Origin of the sequence: Streptomyces sp. NPDC051561 (assembly GCF_044454195.1) — a bacterium.
In the GTDB taxonomy this organism is placed as follows: domain Bacteria; phylum Actinomycetota; class Actinomycetes; order Streptomycetales; family Streptomycetaceae; genus Streptomyces.
Genome location: NZ_JBITDM010000004.1, coordinates 237,649 through 259,061 on the forward strand (window position 1 = coordinate 237,649; position 21,413 = coordinate 259,061).

The window sequence follows — 21,413 nt, forward strand, 5'->3', positions numbered from 1 at the left end:
TTCCTAAGGAGTTCCTTCGTGTCTGGTTCCGCACACCCGACCAAGCCGGCCCATGTCTTCGACCGGAGCGTCGAGTGGGACGCCCTCGCCGCCTTCGTGAGCCGGCCGCTGCCGCACGCCATGCTCGGGATCGTCAGCGGCAGGCGGCGGATGGGCAAGACCTACTTGCTGCGCGCTCTGGTGGAGCAGCAGGGGGGCTTCTATTTCGGAGCCACGGCGGCGACGGAGACGGAATCCCTGCGCCAGTTCGCCGCGGCTCTTGCCGATCATGTGGGGTCGCCGGTTCCCTTCTCCTTTGCCACCTGGGACGACGCGATCTCCTACCTGTTCGGGCTGGCGTCGCCGCGAAGTTCTCAGGGGCCACTGCTTGTGGTCATCGATGAATTTCCGTACTTGGCGAAGACCGCTCCGGAGCTTCCGTCGATAATCCAGCGGGAGGTCGACCGGTTCCAGGTTGAGCAGAGCCGGATGCGGCTTCTGCTGTGCGGGTCGGCGATGTCCGTCATGGGCGGACTGTTGGCGAGTACTGCCCCCTTGCGGGGGCGGGCGCAACTGGAGCTTGTCGTACGGCCCTTCGGGTACCGGGCGGCGGCTGAATTCTGGGGGGTCGCCGACGACCCCGCGCTCGCGGCACGTCTCCATGCCGTGCTCGGCGGTACACCTGCCTACCGGCGGCAGTTCCTCGCGGACGACGTCCCCACCAGGCTGGAGGAGTTCGACGACTGGATCTGCCGTACGGTCCTCTCGCCCTTCAGTCCTCTCTTCCGAGAAGCCCGGTACCTGCTCGCCGAGGAAGCGGACATCCGGGACACGGCCTTGTACCACTCGGTCCTTGCTGCGGTGGCGCAAGGGAATTCCACCCGGGGAGGGATCGCCGGGTACATCGGCCGTAAGTCGGTGGACATCTCGCACCCCCTCCACGTCCTGGAGGACAGTCACCTCCTGGCGCGGGAAGCGGACGTCTTCCGCGCCGGGAAGTCCCAGTACCGAATCACCGAGCCGCTGATCAATTTCTACGAGGCGGTCATGCGGCCCGCCTGGGCACGGCTGGAAAGCGGGCAGGCGCGAGAGGTGTGGGCGCAGTCCGCGGAACGCTTCGCGGCGCAGGTGGCCGGACCGCACTTCGAGACTGTTTGCCGCGAGTACATCCTCGGGCCGGGCCGGGCCCTGCTCCGCTCCTCCCTGGGGGAGGTGGGCGGTGGCGTGGTGACGGACCCTGTGGCACGGCGGCAGACGCAGATCGACGTGGCCGTGGTGGAACCCGGATCCGGGGGCAGCAAGCAAGCGGTCCACCTGCTCGGAGAGGCGAAATGGGGAACCGTCATGGGGGTGAGTCACCTGGAGAGGCTGGTTCGGGCACGAGAGGTCCTCACCTCGCGAGGCATGGACACCAGCCGATGTCAGCTGGCCTGCTTCAGCGCGGCCGGCTTCAGCGACTCGTTGCGACGTGAGGTGTCGCGCGGAGTGCAGGGCGAGGATGGTGTGCTGCTCATCGGTCTCGACGAGCTCTACGGAGGGGCGTTCCGCGCACCGCTCCATTGACCGGGCGCCGGGTGCGGCGCGGGCGCGCGGCGCCTGATGCGGTCTAGACAACAAAGAACCCCCGGGCCGCCGGCCTGGGGGTTTGCGGTGGAGCGGGTGACGAGAATCGAACTCGCGCTCTGAGCTTGGGAATCCTGGGTTGGATCTAGGATTCTCGCCGTCTGACCTGTTGGTATCCGCCGGATGGGGGAGGGCATGCATCGGGTCCGTTTACCGGTATTGACCGCGAGTGACCGCCTCAAGTGGTGCGCAAGTGGTGCGCCCGACAAGGGTGTCCGAGCGGCAATCACTCACCGCTGAGCAGGCGTTGGCCATCATGTGCGCGGACCGGAGCGGCGCCGCTTTTCAGGGCGTCCAAGACCCTCACTGCGTACGCCTCCACCATGTGGCTGCGGACTTCGTCCGGGGTGAACCACCGGACGTCGACCGACTCGCTGGAGGTCTGTTCCTGCCCGCCCACCGGTCGACACAGGAAGACGAGCGCGACCACACCGCGCTCCATGTTCTTGTACACGCCAGTGAGGCGAACGATGTCGACCTTGACGCCGCTCTCTTCCAGTACTTCGCGAGCGGCGCCGTCCTCCGGGCGTTCATCCAACTCCAAGACGCCCCCCGGAGCCTCCCAGGCTCCGTTGTCGGCACGTCGAATCACAAGGACCCGGCCGTCTTCGCGGACGACTACGCCCGCCACCGACACCGAGTGGAGCGACATGGGCGCACCTTCCTGGGTAGCGTTACTCATGTATATGAGCATAGGAGGAACAGAAGGACATGGGGATCACAGCCTCTAAGGATTCCGGCAAACCACGGTACCTACAGATCGCGGAAGACCTCGCGCAGCAGATCAAAGCGGGTGTGCTCGCTCCTGGGGAGAAGGTACCCAGCGAGTCCGAGCTGATGAGCCGCTACGGGGTCTCCCAGGGCACAGCGCGGAAAGCCGTCGCCGAACTCCGTCCCACGGGGCTGATCGATACGCTCCACGGCAAGGGCTCGTTCGTGAAGAGCCAGCCTCCCGTCAGGCGCAAGTCCTCTGACCGGTTTCGGCGGTCACACCGCCGGGCGGGCAAGGCGGCGTACCTGGCTGAGTCCGAGCAGGCAGGAAAGACTCCGGGCGTCACGGTCCTTTACGTAGGGCCCGCCGACGCGACGGGCGAGATCGCTGAACGTCTCGGGGTCGACCCTGGGACCAAGGTTCTCTCGCGCCGCCGGCTGTACTTCAGCGACGGCACACCCACCGAGGAAGCCACGTCCTACCTGCCGTGGGACATCGCGAAGGACATCCCGGAGCTGTTCGAGGAGAATCCGGGCGGCGGCGGGATCTATGCGCGCCTGGAGGACAACGGACACACCCTGAAGGAGTTCACGGAGACCGTCCGCGCGAGGCTCGCCACGAAGCAGGAGATCGGCTCCCTTGCCCTGAGCCCTGGTTCTCCGGTCATCCACCTGACGCGAAGCGCGGAATCCGAAGCGGGGCGGGTGGTCGAGGTGTGCGACACCATCATGGCCGCTGACCAGTTCGTTCTCGACTACCGCATCCCTGCTGGGGACTGACGGACCGCCAGTTCGTACGAGCCGTCGCGAAGGAATCTTTCGCGGCGGCTTGACTCATGTACAGGAGTTGGGCACTCTGATGAACGTAACTCCTGCACATGAGTATAGGAGTTGGAGACCTGTAGAGCTCTGCGCTCTGTCGGTCGGTGGGCCCTCGAAACGGGGCTCAGGAGCCCCGCGTCGGTCGGGGGGAGGGTCCCGGGTCCTTGTCATCCCGGAGGGCTTAGACCGAAAGGTCACGTCCCCATGCGCCTTCGCCAGGCATGGCCGCTCTACCTGATAGGGGAGCGGCTCACCTGAAGGGGACTTCGCACTTCGTACGTTGCTCAATCCCGCCGCAGCTCTCGCTGCGGTCGGCTGCCTCCCCCGTCCGTCCGGCGTGTCGCCGTACGGCCGGGGTTGCAGGGAGCCGGTCACCTGCTCCACGGCGCGCGGCCCCGGATGGCTAGATCCGGGGCCGCTTCGGGCCGTTCCTCTGTGAAAGGAACCAGGACCCATGGATCACATTGTCACTGTTCAGGAAGCTGTTACGGCGTTCGCCGACTGGCGTGAGCCGACCGGTACGGAGCTGGACGCCATTGAGGCGGAGATGCCCGTCATCTGTGCGGAGGTCGCGTGGCTGGACGCGCAGATCATCGCTCTGAACCACCCCACCCCGAACGAGCTGGACGCCCGCCGCGTTCGTCGTGCCCACAACCGGGTGCTGGCGGCCCGCCGCGACCTGGAGAACCGGGCTGCCACGGCGAGTCTGCCGGGTGGTGCGGCGTGAAGCGCAAGGGGAAGGTGCTGCTCGTTCTGGCGCTGGTCGCTGTCGTTGCGATGGCGTTCCGGGTGTCCTGGAACGCGTTGCGGGACGTGGCCCGCGCGGTCGGTGCGGACTCCACGGCGTCGATGCTCTACCCGTTCGTCGTTGACGGGTTGATGGCGCTGGCCCTGGTGGCCACGCTCGTCCTGGCCGGCAGGGACCGGAAGTTCGCGTTGCGGGTGCTGGCGACGTACACGATCGCCTCCCTTGTCCTGAACTACGTGCACGGCTTGGTGCCCGCCCTGCACGCCCGATCGGTCGACTGGGGTCGACTCGCTGAGTGGGACCCGGCGAATTGGGCTCTCGTGCTGCTCGCCACGTCGTTGCCGGTCGGGTCGATCTATTTCGGGTCCGATCTGGTCGCGAAGGTGCTGCACCACCGCACCCCGATCGTGACGGATGCTGAGAAATCGACTCAGATCGCAGTGAAACGGTCTACCCCTGACCTGGAGGAGTCGACTCCCACCCCGTTCCCCGTGCCCGTCCCTCGCGTGCTGTCGCTGCCCGAACCGGTCGACTTCACCAAGACGACCGAGCCGGGTAAGGCGCTCGCGCCGGTGGTGCCGATCCGCCGTACGGTTGCCGCGCAGTCGAAGCCGCCCCGACGGGCGACCGGCCGCGTTCCCGATGCCGCCCGCACGTCCCGCCCGACCCGCACCGCTGACGAACTCCTTACCGAGGCACGCGAGTTGACTACCAAGTGGTCGGATCGTGAGCTGACGGCGGAAGCGCTCCGCAAGGGTCTGCGGACTGCCCCGGTCAAGGCCCGGATGCTGCGGGACCTACTCCGCACGGAGCGTGCCCTTGCCCGCGATAGGGCGGCGTGATGGCGTCCCCGGCCGCGTCCGGTGAGCTGCCCCGGTTTCTGTGGAAGTGCGGGCCGGATGGCATGGCGACGCTGCGGCAACTGCGTGCGCTCGGGCTGCGGCCCGGCGGGCAGGGCGTTCAGGCGGAGCTGTACCGGCCGCGCCGCCGCCGTGGTCCGTTGCTCGCGTACCTCTACCGCGTCGACCTGGCCAAACCGGTCCGGCCGATGACGCCGGCCAAGCGTGCGGCCTTGGAGCGGGCGAACGCCGCCCGCCGCCTGTGTCCCGAGTGCGGGCGGGACGCCGGATACGTCATCCCGACCTCGCTCGGCATGTGCCCCACCTGTGCCTTTCCCGACGGCGCGCACGCCGCCTGATCTCCCCGGAAGGGAGACACGTCATGGACTCCACTCCCGAGCTGGCCCGTGTGGTGCAGCTTCCCGATGGCACCTACGTCTACTCCGACCAGTTGCCCGCCCTCCACCAGCAGCAGGCGCCACCGCAGGTCATTCACCAGCACGTCCACCAGGCCGCGCCGGACCGCACGATCCAGCGCATCGCGCTCGGCTCCGGGATCGGGGCGGGAACGGTCGCCGCCGGTGTGTACTTCGGTCCGTTGCTCGTCGGTGCGCTCACCGCGATTGCCGCCAACCTGGCCCTGCTCGCGTTCCTCGCCGTCGCCCTGACCTGGGGTGTCGTCACCCTCGTGAAGTCCGTCGGCGGCACCGAGGGCAGGGCCGCCGCGAAGAGCGTGAGCCGCGCCCGTCGGGGCCGCCGCCGCTGACGGTTGCCCGTCCGCCCCATGCCCCGGCCGGGTGTGGTGCGGGCGGGGAGCCGGACACCCCGGCCCGGACGGGAGAACCGCCGTGAACAGCAAGCAGTACCGCGAGCAGGCCGAATCCCTGCTCACCGCCCACCCCCGGTGGGACCTGAACCCGGACTACATCGCGCAGGCCGCCGTGTGGGCGCAGCTCGCCACCGCCGCCGCCCTCACCGAGACCCGCACCGCACAGAACACCACCGCGCCCGCCCCCGCCGACCTCAAGTCGGGGGCTGCGGCATGAGGAAGTCCAGCGAAGAGCCCCGTCTCACCAGCGGGGAGAAAGCCCGGATCGCCGTACTGGTCGGCCGGATGTGCAAGCGGGAGATCGCCGGACCCGACGTCTACCAGGGCGACTTGGAACGCAAGGTCGACCGCATCATCGACGGCGCCGCCCGGCGGGCTGAGCGCGAGGAGCGGGCCGCCCGCAGGGGGCAGCGATGAGCTTTCGCGCAGGCGACAAGGTCCTGATCGTCTCGTGCGCGGACGATCCCCGCGCGGCCGGCAAGACCGGCCGGATTCTCGATGAAGTCCCGCCCGGCACGCTCACCGACGGGCGGTGGACGGTCGACCGCATCAGTTGGCTGATCGCCCCGGTGCTGTGCCACACCCAGGAACTGCGCAAAGCGTGACCACCCCGGGGGCGGCCGTCCCGGCCAAGGAATCGGGCCGTCCCCGGGTCCCTGCACACCCAACAGAGCAGCAGGAGAACACCATCATGTCCGAGAACGTCGTGAGCCTGTTCAAGACCCCGCCCACCAGCACCAACACCCCCGAAGATGCGCTGCCCGACAAGCCGCGCATCCCGATGTGGGCGCGCTCGAAGAAGGCGATGAAGGCGGTGCGGGACGTCGCCCGGCACGAGCGCACCCTCAAGACCGTCCGTCTCGTGGCAAGGCACAGCCTGTACGTCATCGGCGGCACCCGCATCGTGGCGAAGCGGGCGTGGGACGGGCGTACCGCCTCCCGGTACGAACGGATGCTGCGGGCCGCTGAGGTGGCCGGTCAGTACGAGGTTGCCAGTGAGTGGGAGGAGCGCGGGCGGCAGTTTCGGGCGGCCCGCCACCAGCGGCGTATGGACCTGCTCGCCGCACCGCAGCGCATCGCCAAAGCCACCCTGTACGGGGCCGCCACCGTGACCGGCGTGTCCCTGCTGCTCGGGTTCGTGCTGGCCATCGCCAACGAGGACGTGGCCGACATCCTCACCCCCGCCCTGGCGGTGGTGGAGCTGGTGCGATGGGTGGTGTGGATCGTCTCCGTCGTCTGGGGACCGCTGATCACCCTCGCGCCGTGGCTGGCCATGCTGGCCCTGTGGGGTGTCGGCAGGAACCGGCAGGCTGCCCCGCAGTGGGCGCTGCCCGCCCGCGACCGCGACAGTCAGGGCACCCCGATCACTCCGTCCATCGTCGTGACCGCCATGCGAGACCTTGGCGTTGCTGCTCTGGGCAAGGCCATCAAGGAGATGGGCGACGTCGGGGCGCAGATGCTCAGCCCGATCGTGATTGCCGGATGCGGCGTCGAAGTCGACGTCCACCTCCCGTCGGGGGTGTCGACCGAGGAGATCCAGAACCGGCGGCGCAAGCTCGCCGAAAACCTCAACCGCCATGAACACGAAGTGTTCATCACCATCCCCCCGTCCCCGCGCACGGTCCGGCTGTGGATCGCCGACTCGGGTGCGCTGGACGAGCCGATCGGCCCTTCCCCGCTGGTCACCGACCCCGACACCACCGCCAACTACAAGAGCGGCCGCGCCCCCTGGGGTCAGGATCTGCGCGGGGATGCGGCGCTGGTCAGCCTCTATCAGCGGATGCTCCTGATCACCGGGTTGTCGAACCAGGGCAAGACCGCGTCCCTGCGGGCGCTGGCGCTGTGGCTGGCGTTCGACCCCACGGTCGAGTTCCGCATCGGCGACCTCAAGGGCGTTGGTGACTGGGCCATGTTCAAGGGCCTGGCGTCCGTCCTGATCCAGGGCCCGACCGATGACCACGTGCTGGCCGTCACGGAGATGGTGGAGAGCGGCGTCCGGGAGATGAACCGTCGGCTTCTGTCCTCGGAGAAGGACTTCCCGCCGCTGGTCATCCTCATCGATGAAGCGCAGGTCGCCTACGGGTCCGGGGCCATCGACGGCAAGAAGGTGCCGTTGGGCGGGTCGAAGGCGACGTCCCGGTACTTCCGGGCCATCAAGGCGATCCATGACCAGGGGCGGGCGGTCAACGTCACCACCTGGGAAGGCACCCAGGACCCGACGAATGAGAACCTGCCCAAGCGCTCCCGCGAGGGCAACCACATCCGTTCCTCGCTCGTGCTCGGCACCGAGTCTCAGGCCCGTATGGCCGTCGGAGACGCGGCGATCGACGGCGGTGCGGCCCCGCACAAGCTCCGCCAGGGTCTCGACAAGGGCACCGTTGTGGTCGCCGGGGACGGCCTCAAGCTGGCCGCCGGCCAGACGTCGGTCACGGTGCGCACCCACTACATCGACACCGACGCCGCCCAGGAGATCGCCGACCGGGCCAAGGCCCGACGCGACGGCGTCACCACCCTGGCCGTGGCTGACACCGAGACCGAGGAGCGGGATGCGCTCGCCGACATCCTGACCGTGCTCGGGGACAACCCGCGAGTCTTCACCCAGGACGTTCTCAAGCGGCTGTCCGTCCTCAGCGAGGACACCTACGGGGCGTGGACCAATAGCGACCTGGCCCAGGTACTGACGGACGCCGGGGCCAAGCCCTACAAGTCCGACGGGCGCATGGTCGTCGGCCGCAAGCACGTCGCCCGCGCCCTCGCCAACCGGGACGACGACGGTTCCGCTTCCGCCGCTTCCTAGCCAGGGAGGTAACCCGCCCGTCGGCAGGGAGGCAGGGAGAACTCCCTGACCGCCTCCCTGCCCCGCCTCCCTGTATCTGACCTGGGGAAACACCGGTTCAGGGAGGCAGGGAGGCACTGGCCCCAAGCACCCCGTACCCCCGTTGAACAGCGCCTTGCACCCCCCTGCCCGCACCTCCCTGACTCCGCTTGGAAGGAGGTCCGGCCATGGCCGTGACCATTCCGCTTGTCCTCGTCTTCGCCGGTCTGCTCGCCGTGATCCTGCGCGCCTACCGGTGCGGATACGGCACCGCGATCGTCGCCGCCCTCTTCGGGTTCTTCCTCGCCGCCACCGGCGCGGGCGGACCCGTCACCGACTTCATCCGCCAGGCCATCAACGCCATACCCGAACTCTGAGGAGCACCGTGGACACCGCCAACGACACCCCCGCCACCCCGGCACCGGACATCGCGTACACACTCGCCCCGAGTGTCATCAGTGAGGTCGGTTGGACCGTGGACCGGTTCCGTGGACACCTGCGCGGCGACCAGGTGGGCCGGGAGTGCTGGCTGCGCAAGGCCGCCCTCCTGGACCGCATCGCGCTCAGCGAGAACCCCGACCACGGGCCCGATGACCCGTGCGACGCGGCCGACCTCGCCACCGAAGCGGCCCGCCACCTCATGGACCGCGACGGCGCGCCCCCCACCACCGACCCGCGCGCCTACGTCCGCCAGCAGTACGCGCTGTGGGCCACCCGCCCCGACTGCGAGTAGCTACGCCAAGGGCGGCCCCCGTCTCGCCAAAGTCTTGGGCCGCCCTTGCCAACCAGCACCACAAAGAGAACTGGAGACACCCAGCATGACCCAACCCACCCTCATCGGGCGAGACCGCATGCCACGGTTGCTCGATGCGTACTGCTGCCAGGGCGGCGCCGGCATGGGCTACTACTGGTCCGGCTTCGACGTGACCGGCATCGACAAGGACGCACAGCCCCGCTACCCCCTCGGCTTCCACCAAGGTGAAGCCGTCGCATTCATCACCGCGTACGGCGGCGACTTCGACTTCATCCACGCGTCCCCGCCCTGCCAGGGGGACAGTGACTGCCAGCGTCTCCAGGGCCGCGCTCACCCGGACCTGATCGCCCCCACTCGTGATGCCCTGAATGCCACCGGGCGGCCGTGGGTGCTGGAGAACGTGCGGGGCGCTCTGCCCAAGCTGAACAACCCGGTGATGCTGTGCGGGACCATGTTCGGCCTGCACACCTACCGCCACCGGTACTTCGAATCCGGCGGCGGGTTCACCCTCACCCAGCCCGAACACCCCGAACACCTCCTGCCTCAGGCGAAGATGGGGCGCCCGGTTCCGCCCGGCCACTTCGGCCAGTACGTCGGGAACTTCTCCGGAGTAGAGCAGGCCCGCCGGACGCTGGGTGTGCCGTGGATGAACCGCGACGGCATCCGCGAGTGCATCCCGCCGGCCTACACCCAGCACATCGGTGCCGCCGCACTCGCCTACCTGGGTACCGGGGCGGTGGCGGCATGAGCGACCTGCTGAATGCCGCGCTGAATGCCGCCGCCCGCGGCTGGCCTGTCTTCCCGCTGCGTCCCGGCGACAAGCGGCCCGCCCTGCACGGTGAGACCGCCTGTCCCCATACCGGGGAGTGTGCGGACGGGCACGCGAAGTGGGAGCAGCGCGCCACCACCGACCCCGACCGCATTCGCCGTGCGTGGTCGGCTGGTGCGTTCAACGTCGGTCTGGCGACCGGCCCTTCGGGGTTGCTGGTGGTGGACCTGGATCAGGTCAAGGCGAAGGACGTGAAAGGAACGCCTGACGGCGTCACTTCCTTTGCGGCGCTCTGCGAGCGCGCCGGGCAGCCCGTCCCGCACACCTACCGGGTGCGGACTGCGGGCGGCGGGCAGCACCTGTACTTCTGGGTCCACCAGACCATCCGGGTTCCCAGCAGCAAGGGCAGGCTCGCCCCCAAAATCGACACCCGGGCGTGGGGCGGGTACGTCGTCGCCCCGGGCAGCACCATCGACGGCACTCCGTACGAGATCACCGAGGCGGGGCCGGTCGCGGAACTGCCCACGTGGCTCATGCTCCAGCTCCAGGACCCGCCCCGGGCCGACCGTCCGCCCGCGCTGGCCCCGGTCGGCAACGGGGCGCGGGTGTCGCACGTCGCCCTGGAACGCGAGAGCGCGGCCGTCGCTGCGGCCGTGGAGGGCGAGCGGGAAGCGGTGCTGTTCAAGGCCGCCCGCTCTATGGGGCGCTTCGTGGCGTGGGGCGACATCCCCCGGCACGTGGTGGAAGACGCTTTTCAGACGGCGGGGGAATCGGCCGGTCTCAAGCCGTACGAGGTGCGATCCACGCTCCGCAGTGCCCTGAACTGGTCGATCCGCACCGCCCGGCCCCGGGTGTCGGCATGAGTGCCCGCAAACGCCCCACTGAAAAGCCGTCGTTCACCGAGCGACGGCCGTACGGCGCTGAACTGCCGCTAATCATCACCGGCATCCGTCCCGGCCTCCACGTGCGGTTCACCCGCCCGCCGGTCGCCGACTGGCTGTGCCGGTGCGGCCACCACGAACGCGCCACCGGCCGAGCTGCCGTCATCGAGCTGACGGAGCGCGTGAACGTCCGCCACTGCCCGCACGCCGCCGACGAAACCGCACCGCCCACAGAGCTGGGCGCGGAAGTCGCCGCCCGTCAGGGCGTCCTTTCAGCTCTTCTCCCTGACCCGCACCCTCACGCCGCTCCTGCGGCCGGAAGGAGGCACGCCGCATGACCACCGAACACACCACCACCACGCCGGCCGACCACGACGGGGCGGCCCTGCTCAACGAGGTGGAGGCATTCCACCGGCGGTTCAACGTCTTCCCCACCGAAGCGGCGTACGTCGCCGTCACGTTGTGGGACGCACACGCCCACCTGCTCGACTCGTTCGAGTCCACCCCACGACTCGCGTTCCTCTCCCCGGAACCGGGGTCGGGGAAGTCCCGGGCACTGGAGATCGTGGAAACCCTCGTGCCGCACCCGATGGCAGCGGTCGACGCGTCGGCCGCCGCCCTGTTCCGGGCCGTATCCGGTGTGGAAGGCCAGCGCCCCACGATCCTCTTCGACGAGATCGACACCATCTTCGGCCCCAAGGCCGGGGACAACGAGCAGCTCCGGGGTTTCGTCAACGCCGGCCACCGGCGGGGCAAACCCATGTACCGGTGCGTCGGCGACGGAGCGAACCAGACAGTCCAAGCCTTCCCCTCGTGGTCGGCCGTGGCCGTCGCCGGTCTCGGTTCGCTGCCGGACACGATCCTGACCCGCTCCGTCATCATCCGGATGCGGCGCAAGGCCCGGAACGAGAAGGTGGAGCCCTTCCGGGTCCGCCTCCACGAAGCGGAGGGCCACAAGCTCCGTGACCGGCTCGCCCGGTGGGCCGAGCAGGTACAGAAGCACATCGCCGGGGCGTGGCCCGAGATGCCCGACGGGGTCACCGACCGCCCGGCGGACGTGTGGGAGCCCCTGCTGGCCGTCGCGGACGCGGCCGGGGGCGACTGGCCCACCCGGGCCCGTACCGCGTGCGTCGACCTGGTCAACGCCTCCAAGGCCAACGACAAAGGCAGCATCGGCGTCCGCCTGCTCACCGACCTCCGGGACCAGGTGTTCAGCGGTATCGACCGGCTGCCCACAGTCGCCGTGCTTGACCGTCTCCACCGGCTGGACGAGTCCCCGTGGGCGGACATGGCGGGGCGCCCGCTGGACTCCCGGGGGCTGGCGAAGATGCTCCGGGAGTACATGACGGTCGACAACAGCCCCGTGGCGGCCCGCAACATCAAGAGCGGCACGAGCGTGATGAAGGGCTACTACGCCGCCGATCTCCACGACGCGTGGCAGCGGTACTGCCCTCCCCCTCCGGAGAGTCCGCTACTTCCGCTACTTCCGCTACCGGGCAGCTCAGAGGCCCTTTAGAGGTAGCGGCAACCACCCCCGGTAGCGGACAACTCCCGCTACCGCCGACCGGCCCCGCACGCCCGCCGTGCGGGGCCGGTAGCGGCAAACGTCCGCTACCGCTACCCCTTGCCGCTACCTCGATCACGCCCCTGACCAGGGCGGTAGCGGAGGTAGCGGAAGTAGCGGACCTGAGAGGGAGGGGGCGAAGCCTGCTCCCCAGAAGAGAAGGATGAGATCGCCTTGAGCGAGAGGTATCTGTCCGTCGTGCAGGTCGCTGAACTCATGGGCACGACCGAGCGGTTCCCCCGCCGTCTCGTGTCCGAGCGCCGCATCACCTTCGTAAAGTTCGGCCGCCACGTGCGCATCCCGGAGAGCGCGGTCGCCACCTACATTCGCGAGCACACCATCGAGCCTGCTCGCCCCCGGCGCAGGATGCGGAGGGCTGCCTGATGGCTAAGAAGAAGAGCGCCAAGCGACGGTTCGGGGCGGTGCGGCAATACCGCTCCGGTCGTTGGACCGCTTCGTACCTGGATCCGACCGGTGTCCGTCGACGAGCGGAAGAGACATTCGCCACGGCGGCGGATGCCGAGATCTGGCTTTCGCAGGTGGAAGCGGATCTGACGCGTGGCGACTGGCGAGACCCGGACGCGGGCGCCGTCCCGTTCGGTGAGTACGCGTTGAAGTGGGTCGAGGAGCGGGACATCGTGCCGACCACGGAAGAGCTTTATCGGCGCCTCCTGCGGCTGCACATCCTGCCCACCTTCGAGGTGTACGACCTGGACGAGATCACGCCGCCCCGCGTTCGTGAATGGCGGACGGGGAGGCGATCCGTCACGGGCGCCACGACGGTCGCCAAGTCGTACCGCCTGCTCAAGGCGATTTTGGAGACCGCCACCGATGACGAGCTGATTCGGCGCAACCCATGCCGAATCAAGGGCGCGGGAAAGGAGTCCGCCACCGAACGCGAGATCGCCACCGTGGAGCAGGTCGACGCCCTTGCGGCGGCGGTGGGTCTGCGCTGGCGACTCATGGTCTACCTCGGGGCGTACGGCCCGATGCGTCCCGAAGAGCAGGCGGAGTTGCGGCGCCGGGACGTAGACCTGGACAACATGACGATTCGGGTGCGCAAGGCCGCTCCGGAACTCAGCACCGGCAAGCGGGCGGTGGGTGACACAAAGTCGGCGGCGGGCAAGCGGCACGTCGTCCTGCCGGACTTTCTGCAGCGCGACCTGAGCCGTCACCTGGACTGGTATGCCGAGAAGGGCAAGGGAGAGGAAGGGTTGCTGTTCGTGGGCGAGAAAGGGGCGCCCTTCCGGCGGTCATCCTTTGGCCGGAGGTGGCGCCGGGCGCGTTCGTTGGTCGGGATGCCGGAGACCTTCCGGTTCTACGATCTGCGGCACACGGGCCACACCCTCTCGACCCGGTCCGGTGCCACGCTGAAGGACACCATGGTGCGCGCTGGCCAGTCCTCCGAGAAAGCGGCAATGATCTACCAGCACTCCGACCTTGAACGTCAGAAGGAGGTTGCGAGCGGACTCGACAAGATGGTGCGCACTGCGCGCGAGAAGGCCGCTGACGTGGCCGAATCGACGCCAAGTGGTGCGCAAGTGGTGCGCGACGCCTGAATTGGTCTGGACAACACAAAGGCCCGGGTTCGGGATCATGTCCCTGACCGGGGCCTGAGTTGCTGGAGCGGGTGACGAGAATCGAACTCGCGCTCTGAGCTTGGGAAGCTCATGTTCTACCATTAAACTACACCCGCAGAGACGGCCGTTGAGCTGTTGCCGCATCGTCGGACACTGTACCCCATGTCGGGATCCCGGCGCCTGGGGCGGGGAAGCGGAGTGCGGAGTGCCGCTTGGTGTGGCGTCCTGTATATCCCCTAATGTGGCAGCTTCGTCCACGCGTGGTTGGGGAAAGGGACTTGATGGATCACACCGTCGTCCGCTGTGCCGAGGGGCACGTGTTCAGCACCTCTTCGTTTCCGTTGCGGCAGCTCGGGGAGGGGCGGATCGGGCCTGGCCGGCTTGTTCGTTGTCCGCGGTGTGCGCGGTTGAGGCATGCGGTGCCTGTGGGGCAGGAGAAGCGGGAGCAGTAGGGGTAGGGGGAGAGTGCGGAGCAGGGCCAGGTGCAGGAGTAGCTGTAGGTAGTGGCGTGGGCGCGTGGGGCTGCCGATTGGGGTGGGCCCGCGCGCTCTGCGTATCCTCGGTGGGTGCTTCTCTCAGACAAGGACATCCGGGCCGAGATCGACGCCGGACGCGTACGTATTGATCCGTTCGACGATTCCATGGTGCAGCCGTCGAGTGTCGACGTGCGGCTCGACCGCTACTTCCGGGTGTTCGAGAACCACCGGTACCCGCACATCGACCCCGCCGTGGAGCAGGCCGACCTGACGCGGCTCGTGGAGCCGGAGGGGGACGAGGCTTTCATCCTGCACCCGGGTGAATTCGTGCTCGCTTCGACCTACGAGACGATCACACTGCCCGACAATCTCGCTTCGAGGTTGGAGGGGAAGAGTTCGCTGGGGCGGCTCGGGCTGGTGACGCATTCGACCGCAGGGTTTATCGACCCGGGTTTCTCGGGGCACGTGACGTTGGAGCTTTCGAATCTCGCGACGTTGCCCATCAAGTTGTGGCCGGGCATGAAGATCGGGCAGCTGTGTTTGTTCCAGCTGAGCTCCTCGGCCGAATTCCCCTATGGATCCGAGCGGTACGGGTCCCGTTATCAGGGGCAGCGTGGGCCGACGGCCTCGCGGTCCTTCCTCAACTTCCATCGGACGCAGGTGTGACAGCGGTATGAGTGACGTACGAGAGAACCTGACGTACGACGGGTTCGGGCACGCGGTGCGCGAGTTGGCGCAGACGGTCGCGGATGACGGCTACGAGCCGGACGTGATTCTGAGCATCGCGCGCGGTGGGGTTTTTGTCGCGGGCGGGCTCGCTTATGCGCTCGACGTGAAGAACATCCACCTGGTGAACGTGGAGTTCTACACCGGGGTCGGGACGACGCTGGAAATGCCGGTCATGCTGGCACCGGTGCCGAACGTGATCGATTTCAGCAATAAGAAGGTGCTCATCGCGGATGATGTCGCGGACACCGGTAAGACGCTGAAGCTGGTGCACGATTTCTGCCTGGAGCACGTGGCGGAGGTGCGCAGCGCGGTGGTGTACGAGAAGTCGCATTCGCTGGTGAAGTGCGAGTACGTGTGGAAGCGGACCGACGAGTGGATCAATTTCCCGTGGTCGGTGGAGAAGCCGGTCGTGCGGCGGGCGGGGCAGATCCTCGACGCGTGAGTGCGTGAGTGCGTGAGCAGTCCCGCGCTACAAGCGAGTGCGTGAGTGGCTGAGTGCGTGAGCAGTGCGAAAGGGCCCGGAGCGAGTGCTCCGGGCCCTTCGGCGTGCGTACGGCCGGTGCTAGATCGTGCCCAGCTTGATCAGCGAGAGCAGGGCGACCAGCTGGATCGCGGAGGCGCCGAGCGCCTTCGGCCAGGGGAGGTCGTGGGACTTGCTGACCATGGAGGTGAAGAGGGCTCCGGCGGCCAGCCAGGTCACCCAGCCGATGATCTGGACCAGGCCGTTGTCGCCGCCCAGGAAGAGGGCGAAGAGCAGGCGTGGGGCGTCCGTGAGCGACATCAGCAGCATGGAGAGGCCGACGGTGGGCTGCCAGGAGCCGTCGCCGCCGAGCTGGCGGGCCAGGGTGTGGGTGACCGCGCCGAGGATCAGACCGCAGATGATCATCGCGACGGACGTGGTGAGGACGTACGGGATGGCACTGGAGAAGGTCGAGTTGATCGTCTCTTCGCGGGCCTTGTCGAAGCCGAAGACGGCGAGCAGGCCGTAGAGGAAGGTGACGATCAGGGCGGGGCCCCACACCTGGTGGTCGCGCATCTGCCAGAACGTCGGGCCCGGGCGGAGCACGATCCCGCTCAGCAGCTGCTTCCAGTGCAGGCGGGGTCCTGGCGGCGGCGCGGGGGAGTTGCCGGCCTGGTAGGTCTGGCCGTCGCCGTACGGGTCCTCGTTGATGCTGAAGGCGCGGGTGTGACCCGCGTTGTTGGCGTACGGGTCGTGCTGCGGGCTCTGGCCGTACGGGGCCTGCCCGCCGCCCCGTGGGTCGTAGCCGCCGCCCTGGTGGTGCGGGTCGCCGAAGTACTCCGGTTCGTCGGAGCCGCCTCCGGTGTATCCGCCCTGGCCACCACCTCCGTACTGCGGGGCCTGCGGCCATTGCTGCTGGCCGTACGGCGGCGGCTCAGGCGATGCCTGAGGCCCTCCGTACGGCTGCTGCCGCTGCGGTTGCTGCTGCGTGCGGTTGTCCCGGCCGCGTCCGATCCTGAATCCAGCCACGCGAACGAACGTACCCGCTCCGGACGGGGCCCGGGGCCGGGTGATGGGCAGTCAGGGGCCTTTGCGGCTGACCTGTGACATCCCCTAGGGGAACCCTGGGGGGCAGGCAGGGGCAGGTGCCGGGACATGACGAGAGCGGCCGGTCCTGCCTCCTGGGCAGGTCCGGCCGCTCTCGCGGACGTACGAAGTAGCGGCTACTTCACCGGCTCCGGCTCCGGGGCGTCCTCGGACTCCTCCTCAGAGGCGGGGTCGGCCGGCGTCTTGACCGATTCGAGCAGCAGCTGGGCCACGTCGACGACGGTCAGGGACTCCTTGGCCTTGCCGTCGTTCTTCTTGCCGTTCACCGAGTCGGTGAGCATGACGAGGCAGAAGGGGCAGGCGGTGGAGACGATGTCGGGGTTGAGGGAGAGGGCCTCGTCGACGCGCTCGGTGTTGATGCGCTTGCCGATCCGCTCCTCCATCCACATCCTCGCGCCGCCGGCGCCGCAGCAGAAGCCGCGTTCCTTGTGGCGGTGCATCTCCTGCTGGCGCAGGCCGGGGACGGCGGACATGATCTCGCGCGGGGGCGTGTAGACCTTGTTGTGACGGCCCAGGTAGCAGGGGTCGTGGTACGTGATCAGGCCCTCGACCGGGGTCACCGGGGTCAGCTTGCCCTCGTCGATGAGGTGCTGGAGCAGCTGGGTGTGGTGGATGACCTCGAACTCGCCGCCGAGCTGCGGGTACTCGTTGGCGATGGTGTTGAAGCAGTGCGGGCAGGTGGCGACGATCTTCTTCGACGACTTGGGCTTCTTCGTCGAGGCGTCCTCGTCGTCCTCGCCGTACGCCATGTTCAGCATCGCGACGTTCTCGGCGCCGAGCTGCTGGAAGAGCGGCTCGTTGCCGAGGCGGCGGGCCGAGTCACCGGTGCACTTCTCGTCGCCGCCCATGATGGCGAACTTGACGCCCGCCATGTGCAGCAGCTCCGCGAAGGCCTTGGTGGTCTTCTTGGCGCGGTCTTCGAGTGCGCCGGCGCAGCCGACCCAGTAGAGGTACTCGACCTCGGTGAGGTCCTCGATGGTCTTGCCGACGATCGGGACCTCGAAGTCGACCTCCTTGGTCCACTCGACGCGCGCCTTCTTGGCGAGCCCCCAGGGGTTGCCCTTCTTTTCCAGGTTCTTGAGCATCGTGCCCGCCTCGGACGGGAACGCGGACTCGATCATCACCTGGTAGCGGCGCATGTCGACGATGTGGTCGATGTGCTCGATGTCCACCGGGCACTGCTCGACGCAGGCGCCGCAGCTGGTGCAGGACCAGAGGACGTCGGGGTCGATGACGCCGTTCTCTTCGAGGGTGCCGATGAGCGGACGCTCGGCTTCCGCGAGGGCTGCTGCCGGTACGTCGGCGAGCTGCTCCGGGGTGGCCTTCTCGTTGCCCTCGGCGTCCTTGCCACCGCCTGCCAGCAGGTACGGCGCCTTGGCGTGCGCGTGGTCGCGCAGCGACATGATCAGGAGCTTGGGGGAGAGCGGCTTGCCGGTGTTCCAGGCGGGGCACTGCGACTGGCAGCGGCCGCACTCGGTGCAGGTGGAGAAGTCGAGGATGCCCTTCCAGGAGAACTGCTCGACCTGGCTGACACCGAAGGTGGCGTCCTCGGCCGGGTCCTCCCAGTCGATCTCCTTGCCGCCGCTGGTCATCGGCAGCAGCGCGCCGAGTGCGACGTCGCCGTCGGCACGGCGCTTGAAGAAGATGTTGGGGAAGGCCAGGAAGCGGTGCCAGGCGACGCCCATGTCGGTCTTCAGCGCGACCGTGATCATCCAGATGAAGGAGGTCGCGATCTTGAGTGCGGCGAAGAAGTACGTGAGGTTCTGCAGCGTGGAGAGGTCCATGCCGCGGAACCAGGCGACGAAGGGGTACGAGAGGAAGAAGGACGCCTCGTAGGAGTTCACGTGGTGCTGGGCGCCTTCGAGGGCGTGCAGCGTGAAGATGCAGACGCCGACGATGAGGATGACCGACTCGACGAAGTACGCCTGACCGGCGTTGGAGCCCGCGAAGCGGGACTTGCGGCCGGGCTTGTTCGCCTTGCTCAGCTGACGCACGACGATCAGCACCAGGATGCCGAGGATCGTCATGGTGCCGATGAACTCGACGAACATGTTGTACGGCGCCCACTCGCCGACGATCGGAAGCAGCCAGTCCGCCTTGAAGAGCTGGCCGACGGCGTTGACGATCGTCAGCAGCAGCGAGAAGAAGCCCACCGCCACGAACCAGTGCGCGACGCCGACGACGCCCCACTTGTTCATCCGGGTGTGGCCGAGGAACTCCTTGGCCACCGTGACCGCGCGCTGCCAGGGGTAGTCGGTGCGGGTGCCGGCGGGGACGGGCTGGCCGAGCGTGACGAACCGGTAGATCTGGACGATCGCACGGCCGAACAGCGCGACGCCGACAGCCATGAGGACCAGCGACACGATGATCGCGGCGAGTTGCATTTGGGGGCTCCTCGGGCCTGCGAGGGTGGGTAACGGGGAAGACGAAGCTATTGATTACTAAGCGGTAACTTATCCAGTCGAGCTGAGATTACTCGCTCGCGCTGTCGCACAGTAGCTTCGCGGTCGGTGATCTGCGTCGCTGAGGCAACCCTGAGTGACGATCATTACGCCGGGCATGGAGGCTGCGTTACGCCGGGCATGGCGGGCTGCGGTACGCCGGGCGTGACGGCGGGTGTCGCGTGGGCGGCCGTGCGGTGAGCTCAGTGGGCGCCGCGTGCCGTGAGCAGGGCCGGCACCGTGCGGGCCATGATCCCCAGGTCGACGGCCAGGCAGTGGGTGTCGACGTACTCCAGGTCCAGCAACACCATCTCGTCCCACGGGAGTTCGGAGCGGCCGCTCACCTGCCAGAGACCGGTCATGCCGGGGCGGACGGTCAGCCGGCCGCGTGCCAGGCCCGTGTAGCCGGAATCCGCCACGGGCAGCGGGCGCGGGCCGACCAGTGACATCTCGCCGCGTACGACATTGAGCAGCTGGGGGAGTTCGTCGAGGAAGAGGCGGCGGAGCAGCCGGCCGACGGGGGTGGTGCGCGGGTCCTCGCGGAGTGTGAGGAGGTGACTGCGGGAGTCGTCGCGCAGGGCGAGCGTGGCCCGGTCGGTGGCGGTGGCGGTGGCGGTGCGCAGGGTGCGGAACGTCCACATGGAGAACGGGGCTCCCCCGCGACCCGCCCGGGGCTGCCGGAGGAAAACCCCGCCCGGCGAGGTCAGTGCCACGGCCGCGCAGACCGCGGCGAACACGGGGGAGAGCAGGGTCAGCAGCAGCAGGCCGCCCGCCAGGTCCAGTACGCGCTTCGCCGACGGAACACGCGCAGCCCTTGCCACCCGCGCCAGCGGAACCGGCATCTCCCGCATGTTCCGCATCCTTTCGTGGGATCTTTGTCTGACTTCATGCGAATAGTCGATTTTGTGGCTATGACTCTCGCACGATGAACACCAGTCGGCGGGTGCGCCACGCGTGCCGCTCGGCCGGACAGCAGAGGCCGGACAGCAGAGGCCGGACAGGAGCGGTCGGACCGCGGTGGTCGGGCCGCAGAGGGCGGAGAGGTGGTTGTGGCATGCGTGCCGTGGTGACAGGAGGGCCCGGATGCGACGAGGCGCTTCGTCTCGACCGTGTGACGGACAGGGCTCCGGCGCCGGCACTGGAGGTCTGAGGGGTGGGACCGATGCCGGAAACCAATGACGATTCCCATGAGGTGCGGGAGCCCGGGGCGGCGGCCGGCCCCCGTCGGGCGTGGGTGTGGCTGCGGGCCAGGCCCCTCTGGAAGCTGGTGTGCGCGGGCCTCGCGCTGATGGTCGGCCTGGTCGCGGTGACCGGCTGGCTGGCGTACCGGAAGATCGACGGCAATATCCGTACCGACGAGGCGACCGCGGCGGCCCTCGCCGAACACGGGGCCGCCCGCCCCGCACGCCACCCGGGCCAGGCGCTGAACATTCTGCTGCTCGGCTCCGACTGGCGGCAGGCGGCGGGCAGCGAGCGCTCGGACACGGTGATGCTGCTGCACCTGGCCGCCGACCGGAAGCGGGCCGAAGTCCTCAGTGTGCCGAGGGACTTGAGGGTCGACATGCCGAGCTGTCTGCGGTCCGACGGGGAGTACAGCCTCGCCCAGAACGCCCAGTTCAACTGGGCCTTCCAGTTCGGTGGCGCCGCCTGCACCATCCGTACGCTGGAGAAGCTCACCGGTATCCGGATCGACCACCACCTGACCGTCGACTTCAAGGGCTTCACGAAGATCGTCAACGCGGTCGGCGGCGTCGAGGTCGACGTCAAACGGCCCGAGCACGACCCCAACGTGGGCCTCGACCTGAACGCGGGCAAGCACCTCCTCCAGGGCGAGCAGGCGCTGGGATACGTCCGCGCCAGGAAGTACGTCGGCGACGGCAGCGACCTCAACCGGATCGAGCGTCAGCAGGACTTCGTCAACCGGCTCGCCGAGAAGATCCGCAGCAACGGCACCCTCGCCAACCCGGCCCGCCTCTACCCGGTCCTCGACGCGGCGACCTCGGCACTCACCGCCGACGCCGGCCTCGATTCCCTGAGCGAGCTCTACGGACTGGCCGACGACCTGCGTGGGCTGCCCCCCGGCGCCCTCACCTTCACCACGCTGCCCAACCAGGAATCCGACCACTGGTACCGCCTCGACCTGGAACAGCCCGAGGCGCGCAGGGTGTTCGAAGCGGTGAAGAAGGACCAGCCGGTCGCGAGGGCGCTGGCGGCGGCCAGGAAGGAGCCGGACGAGGAGCCGGACGAGCCGGAGTACGAGCCGGTCCACGACGAGTACGAGTAGGA

Annotated in this window: 26 protein-coding genes and 1 tRNA gene; 22 read left to right on the forward strand and 5 right to left on the reverse strand. The window is 68.4% G+C overall.

The features are described 5' to 3' along the window. Positions 1–18: 18 nt before the first annotated feature. The gene (locus tag ACIA73_RS12010) at positions 19–1,542 is read left to right on the forward strand and encodes an ATP-binding protein (RefSeq protein WP_399438303.1); all 1,524 of its coding nucleotides are present in this window, start codon (positions 19–21) and stop codon (positions 1,540–1,542) included. A gap of 286 nt (positions 1,543–1,828) precedes the next feature. Here ACIA73_RS12010 and ACIA73_RS12015 read toward each other — a convergent pair whose 3' ends face one another. Next, complete coding sequence (locus tag ACIA73_RS12015) at positions 1,829–2,296, reverse strand: NUDIX hydrolase (RefSeq protein WP_399438304.1); 468 nt, start codon at positions 2,294–2,296, stop codon at positions 1,829–1,831. Between the two features lie 17 nt (positions 2,297–2,313). Here ACIA73_RS12015 and ACIA73_RS12020 point away from each other — a divergent pair, with 17 nt between their 5' ends. The 17 genes from ACIA73_RS12020 to ACIA73_RS12100 all read left to right on the forward strand — a co-directional run bounded on the left by ACIA73_RS12020 (position 2,314) and on the right by ACIA73_RS12100 (position 13,893). Beyond that, positions 2,314–3,093: a GntR family transcriptional regulator gene (locus tag ACIA73_RS12020; RefSeq protein WP_399438305.1), complete on the forward strand. Its 780-nt coding sequence runs from the start codon at positions 2,314–2,316 to the stop codon at positions 3,091–3,093. A 496-nt stretch (positions 3,094–3,589) separates the two neighbouring features. Continuing rightward, the gene (locus tag ACIA73_RS12025; RefSeq protein WP_399438306.1) at positions 3,590–3,862 is read left to right on the forward strand and encodes a DUF6284 family protein; all 273 of its coding nucleotides are present in this window, start codon (positions 3,590–3,592) and stop codon (positions 3,860–3,862) included. Continuing rightward, positions 3,859–4,725 carry a DUF2637 domain-containing protein gene (locus ACIA73_RS12030; protein ID WP_399438307.1) on the forward strand — a complete coding sequence of 289 codons (867 nt, stop codon included), beginning with the start codon at positions 3,859–3,861 and terminating at the stop codon, positions 4,723–4,725. Before ACIA73_RS12025 ends, ACIA73_RS12030 begins: the two co-directional genes overlap by 4 nt. Then, entirely contained in the window at positions 4,725–5,081 is a 357-nt protein-coding gene (locus ACIA73_RS12035; protein WP_399438308.1) for an RRQRL motif-containing zinc-binding protein, read from the forward strand. The genes ACIA73_RS12030 and ACIA73_RS12035 overlap by 1 nt, the downstream gene beginning before the upstream one ends. Positions 5,082–5,104: 23 nt before the next feature. Next, entirely contained in the window at positions 5,105–5,488 is a 384-nt protein-coding gene (locus tag ACIA73_RS12040; RefSeq protein ID WP_399438309.1) for a DUF6251 family protein, read from the forward strand. An 82-nt stretch (positions 5,489–5,570) separates the two neighbouring features. Beyond that, a complete protein-coding gene (locus ACIA73_RS12045; protein ID WP_399438310.1) occupies positions 5,571–5,768 on the forward strand; it encodes a hypothetical protein in 198 nt (65 codons plus the stop codon). Further along, positions 5,765–5,968 (forward strand): DUF6257 family protein, encoded by a 204-nt coding sequence (locus ACIA73_RS12050; protein ID WP_399438311.1) that lies wholly within the window; start codon positions 5,765–5,767, stop codon positions 5,966–5,968. Before ACIA73_RS12045 ends, ACIA73_RS12050 begins: the two co-directional genes overlap by 4 nt. After that, positions 5,965–6,156 (forward strand): hypothetical protein, encoded by a 192-nt coding sequence (locus tag ACIA73_RS12055; RefSeq protein ID WP_399438312.1) that lies wholly within the window; start codon positions 5,965–5,967, stop codon positions 6,154–6,156. The genes ACIA73_RS12050 and ACIA73_RS12055 overlap by 4 nt, the downstream gene beginning before the upstream one ends. Before the next feature lie 86 nt (positions 6,157–6,242). Further along, complete coding sequence (locus ACIA73_RS12060; protein ID WP_399438313.1) at positions 6,243–8,348, forward strand: ATP-binding protein; 2,106 nt, start codon at positions 6,243–6,245, stop codon at positions 8,346–8,348. A 206-nt stretch (positions 8,349–8,554) separates the two neighbouring features. Then, on the forward strand, positions 8,555–8,743 hold the full coding sequence (locus ACIA73_RS12065; RefSeq protein WP_399438314.1) for a hypothetical protein: 189 nt from the start codon (positions 8,555–8,557) through the stop codon (positions 8,741–8,743). 8 nt (positions 8,744–8,751) lie between these two features. After that, positions 8,752–9,099 (forward strand): hypothetical protein, encoded by a 348-nt coding sequence (locus tag ACIA73_RS12070; RefSeq protein ID WP_399438315.1) that lies wholly within the window; start codon positions 8,752–8,754, stop codon positions 9,097–9,099. 85 nt (positions 9,100–9,184) lie between these two features. Beyond that, complete coding sequence (locus tag ACIA73_RS12075) at positions 9,185–9,868, forward strand: SAM-dependent methyltransferase (RefSeq protein WP_399438316.1); 684 nt, start codon at positions 9,185–9,187, stop codon at positions 9,866–9,868. Beyond that, entirely contained in the window at positions 9,865–10,752 is an 888-nt protein-coding gene (locus ACIA73_RS12080; protein ID WP_399438317.1) for a bifunctional DNA primase/polymerase, read from the forward strand. The genes ACIA73_RS12075 and ACIA73_RS12080 overlap by 4 nt, the downstream gene beginning before the upstream one ends. Continuing rightward, positions 10,749–11,108, forward strand: a complete 360-nt coding sequence (locus ACIA73_RS12085; RefSeq protein ID WP_399438318.1) for a hypothetical protein — start codon at positions 10,749–10,751, stop codon at positions 11,106–11,108. The genes ACIA73_RS12080 and ACIA73_RS12085 overlap by 4 nt, the downstream gene beginning before the upstream one ends. Further along, positions 11,105–12,286, forward strand: coding sequence for a DUF3631 domain-containing protein (locus ACIA73_RS12090; RefSeq protein WP_399438319.1), 1,182 nt, complete (start codon positions 11,105–11,107; stop codon positions 12,284–12,286). The genes ACIA73_RS12085 and ACIA73_RS12090 overlap by 4 nt, the downstream gene beginning before the upstream one ends. A 222-nt stretch (positions 12,287–12,508) precedes the next feature. Then, a complete protein-coding gene (locus ACIA73_RS12095) occupies positions 12,509–12,718 on the forward strand; it encodes an excisionase family DNA-binding protein (protein ID WP_399438320.1) in 210 nt (69 codons plus the stop codon). After that, the gene (locus ACIA73_RS12100; RefSeq protein WP_399438321.1) at positions 12,718–13,893 is read left to right on the forward strand and encodes a tyrosine-type recombinase/integrase; all 1,176 of its coding nucleotides are present in this window, start codon (positions 12,718–12,720) and stop codon (positions 13,891–13,893) included. Before ACIA73_RS12095 ends, ACIA73_RS12100 begins: the two co-directional genes overlap by 1 nt. 63 nt (positions 13,894–13,956) lie before the next feature. On the opposite strand, the gene ACIA73_RS12105 is transcribed toward ACIA73_RS12100, so the two are convergent. Further along, positions 13,957–14,030: transfer RNA gene (locus tag ACIA73_RS12105), tRNA-Gly, on the reverse strand. A gap of 123 nt (positions 14,031–14,153) precedes the next feature. Here ACIA73_RS12105 and ACIA73_RS12110 point away from each other — a divergent pair. The 3 genes from ACIA73_RS12110 (at position 14,154) to ACIA73_RS12120 (ending at position 15,561) form a co-directional block, all read left to right on the forward strand. Beyond that, the gene (locus ACIA73_RS12110) at positions 14,154–14,366 is read left to right on the forward strand and encodes a hypothetical protein (protein ID WP_399438322.1); all 213 of its coding nucleotides are present in this window, start codon (positions 14,154–14,156) and stop codon (positions 14,364–14,366) included. Positions 14,367–14,480: 114 nt separating this feature from the next. Further along, positions 14,481–15,056, forward strand: a complete 576-nt coding sequence (gene dcd / locus ACIA73_RS12115) for a dCTP deaminase (protein WP_266652266.1) — start codon at positions 14,481–14,483, stop codon at positions 15,054–15,056. A 7-nt stretch (positions 15,057–15,063) separates the two neighbouring features. Next, positions 15,064–15,561 carry a phosphoribosyltransferase gene (locus ACIA73_RS12120; protein ID WP_399438323.1) on the forward strand — a complete coding sequence of 166 codons (498 nt, stop codon included), beginning with the start codon at positions 15,064–15,066 and terminating at the stop codon, positions 15,559–15,561. Positions 15,562–15,681: 120 nt separating this feature from the next. On the opposite strand, the gene ACIA73_RS12125 is transcribed toward ACIA73_RS12120, so the two are convergent. From ACIA73_RS12125 to ACIA73_RS12135, 3 genes are all read right to left on the reverse strand, one after another. Beyond that, entirely contained in the window at positions 15,682–16,608 is a 927-nt protein-coding gene (locus tag ACIA73_RS12125) for a Yip1 family protein (protein ID WP_399438324.1), read from the reverse strand. A 194-nt stretch (positions 16,609–16,802) separates the two neighbouring features. After that, the gene (locus tag ACIA73_RS12130) at positions 16,803–19,070 is read right to left on the reverse strand and encodes a (Fe-S)-binding protein (RefSeq protein ID WP_399438325.1); all 2,268 of its coding nucleotides are present in this window, start codon (positions 19,068–19,070) and stop codon (positions 16,803–16,805) included. Between the two features lie 260 nt (positions 19,071–19,330). After that, positions 19,331–19,978: a sugar transferase gene (locus tag ACIA73_RS12135; RefSeq protein ID WP_399438326.1), complete on the reverse strand. Its 648-nt coding sequence runs from the start codon at positions 19,976–19,978 to the stop codon at positions 19,331–19,333. 311 nt (positions 19,979–20,289) lie between these two features. Here ACIA73_RS12135 and ACIA73_RS12140 point away from each other — a divergent pair, with 311 nt between their 5' ends. Next, positions 20,290–21,411, forward strand: a complete 1,122-nt coding sequence (locus ACIA73_RS12140) for an LCP family protein (RefSeq protein WP_399438327.1) — start codon at positions 20,290–20,292, stop codon at positions 21,409–21,411. The last annotated feature ends 2 nt before the right edge of the window (positions 21,412–21,413 follow it).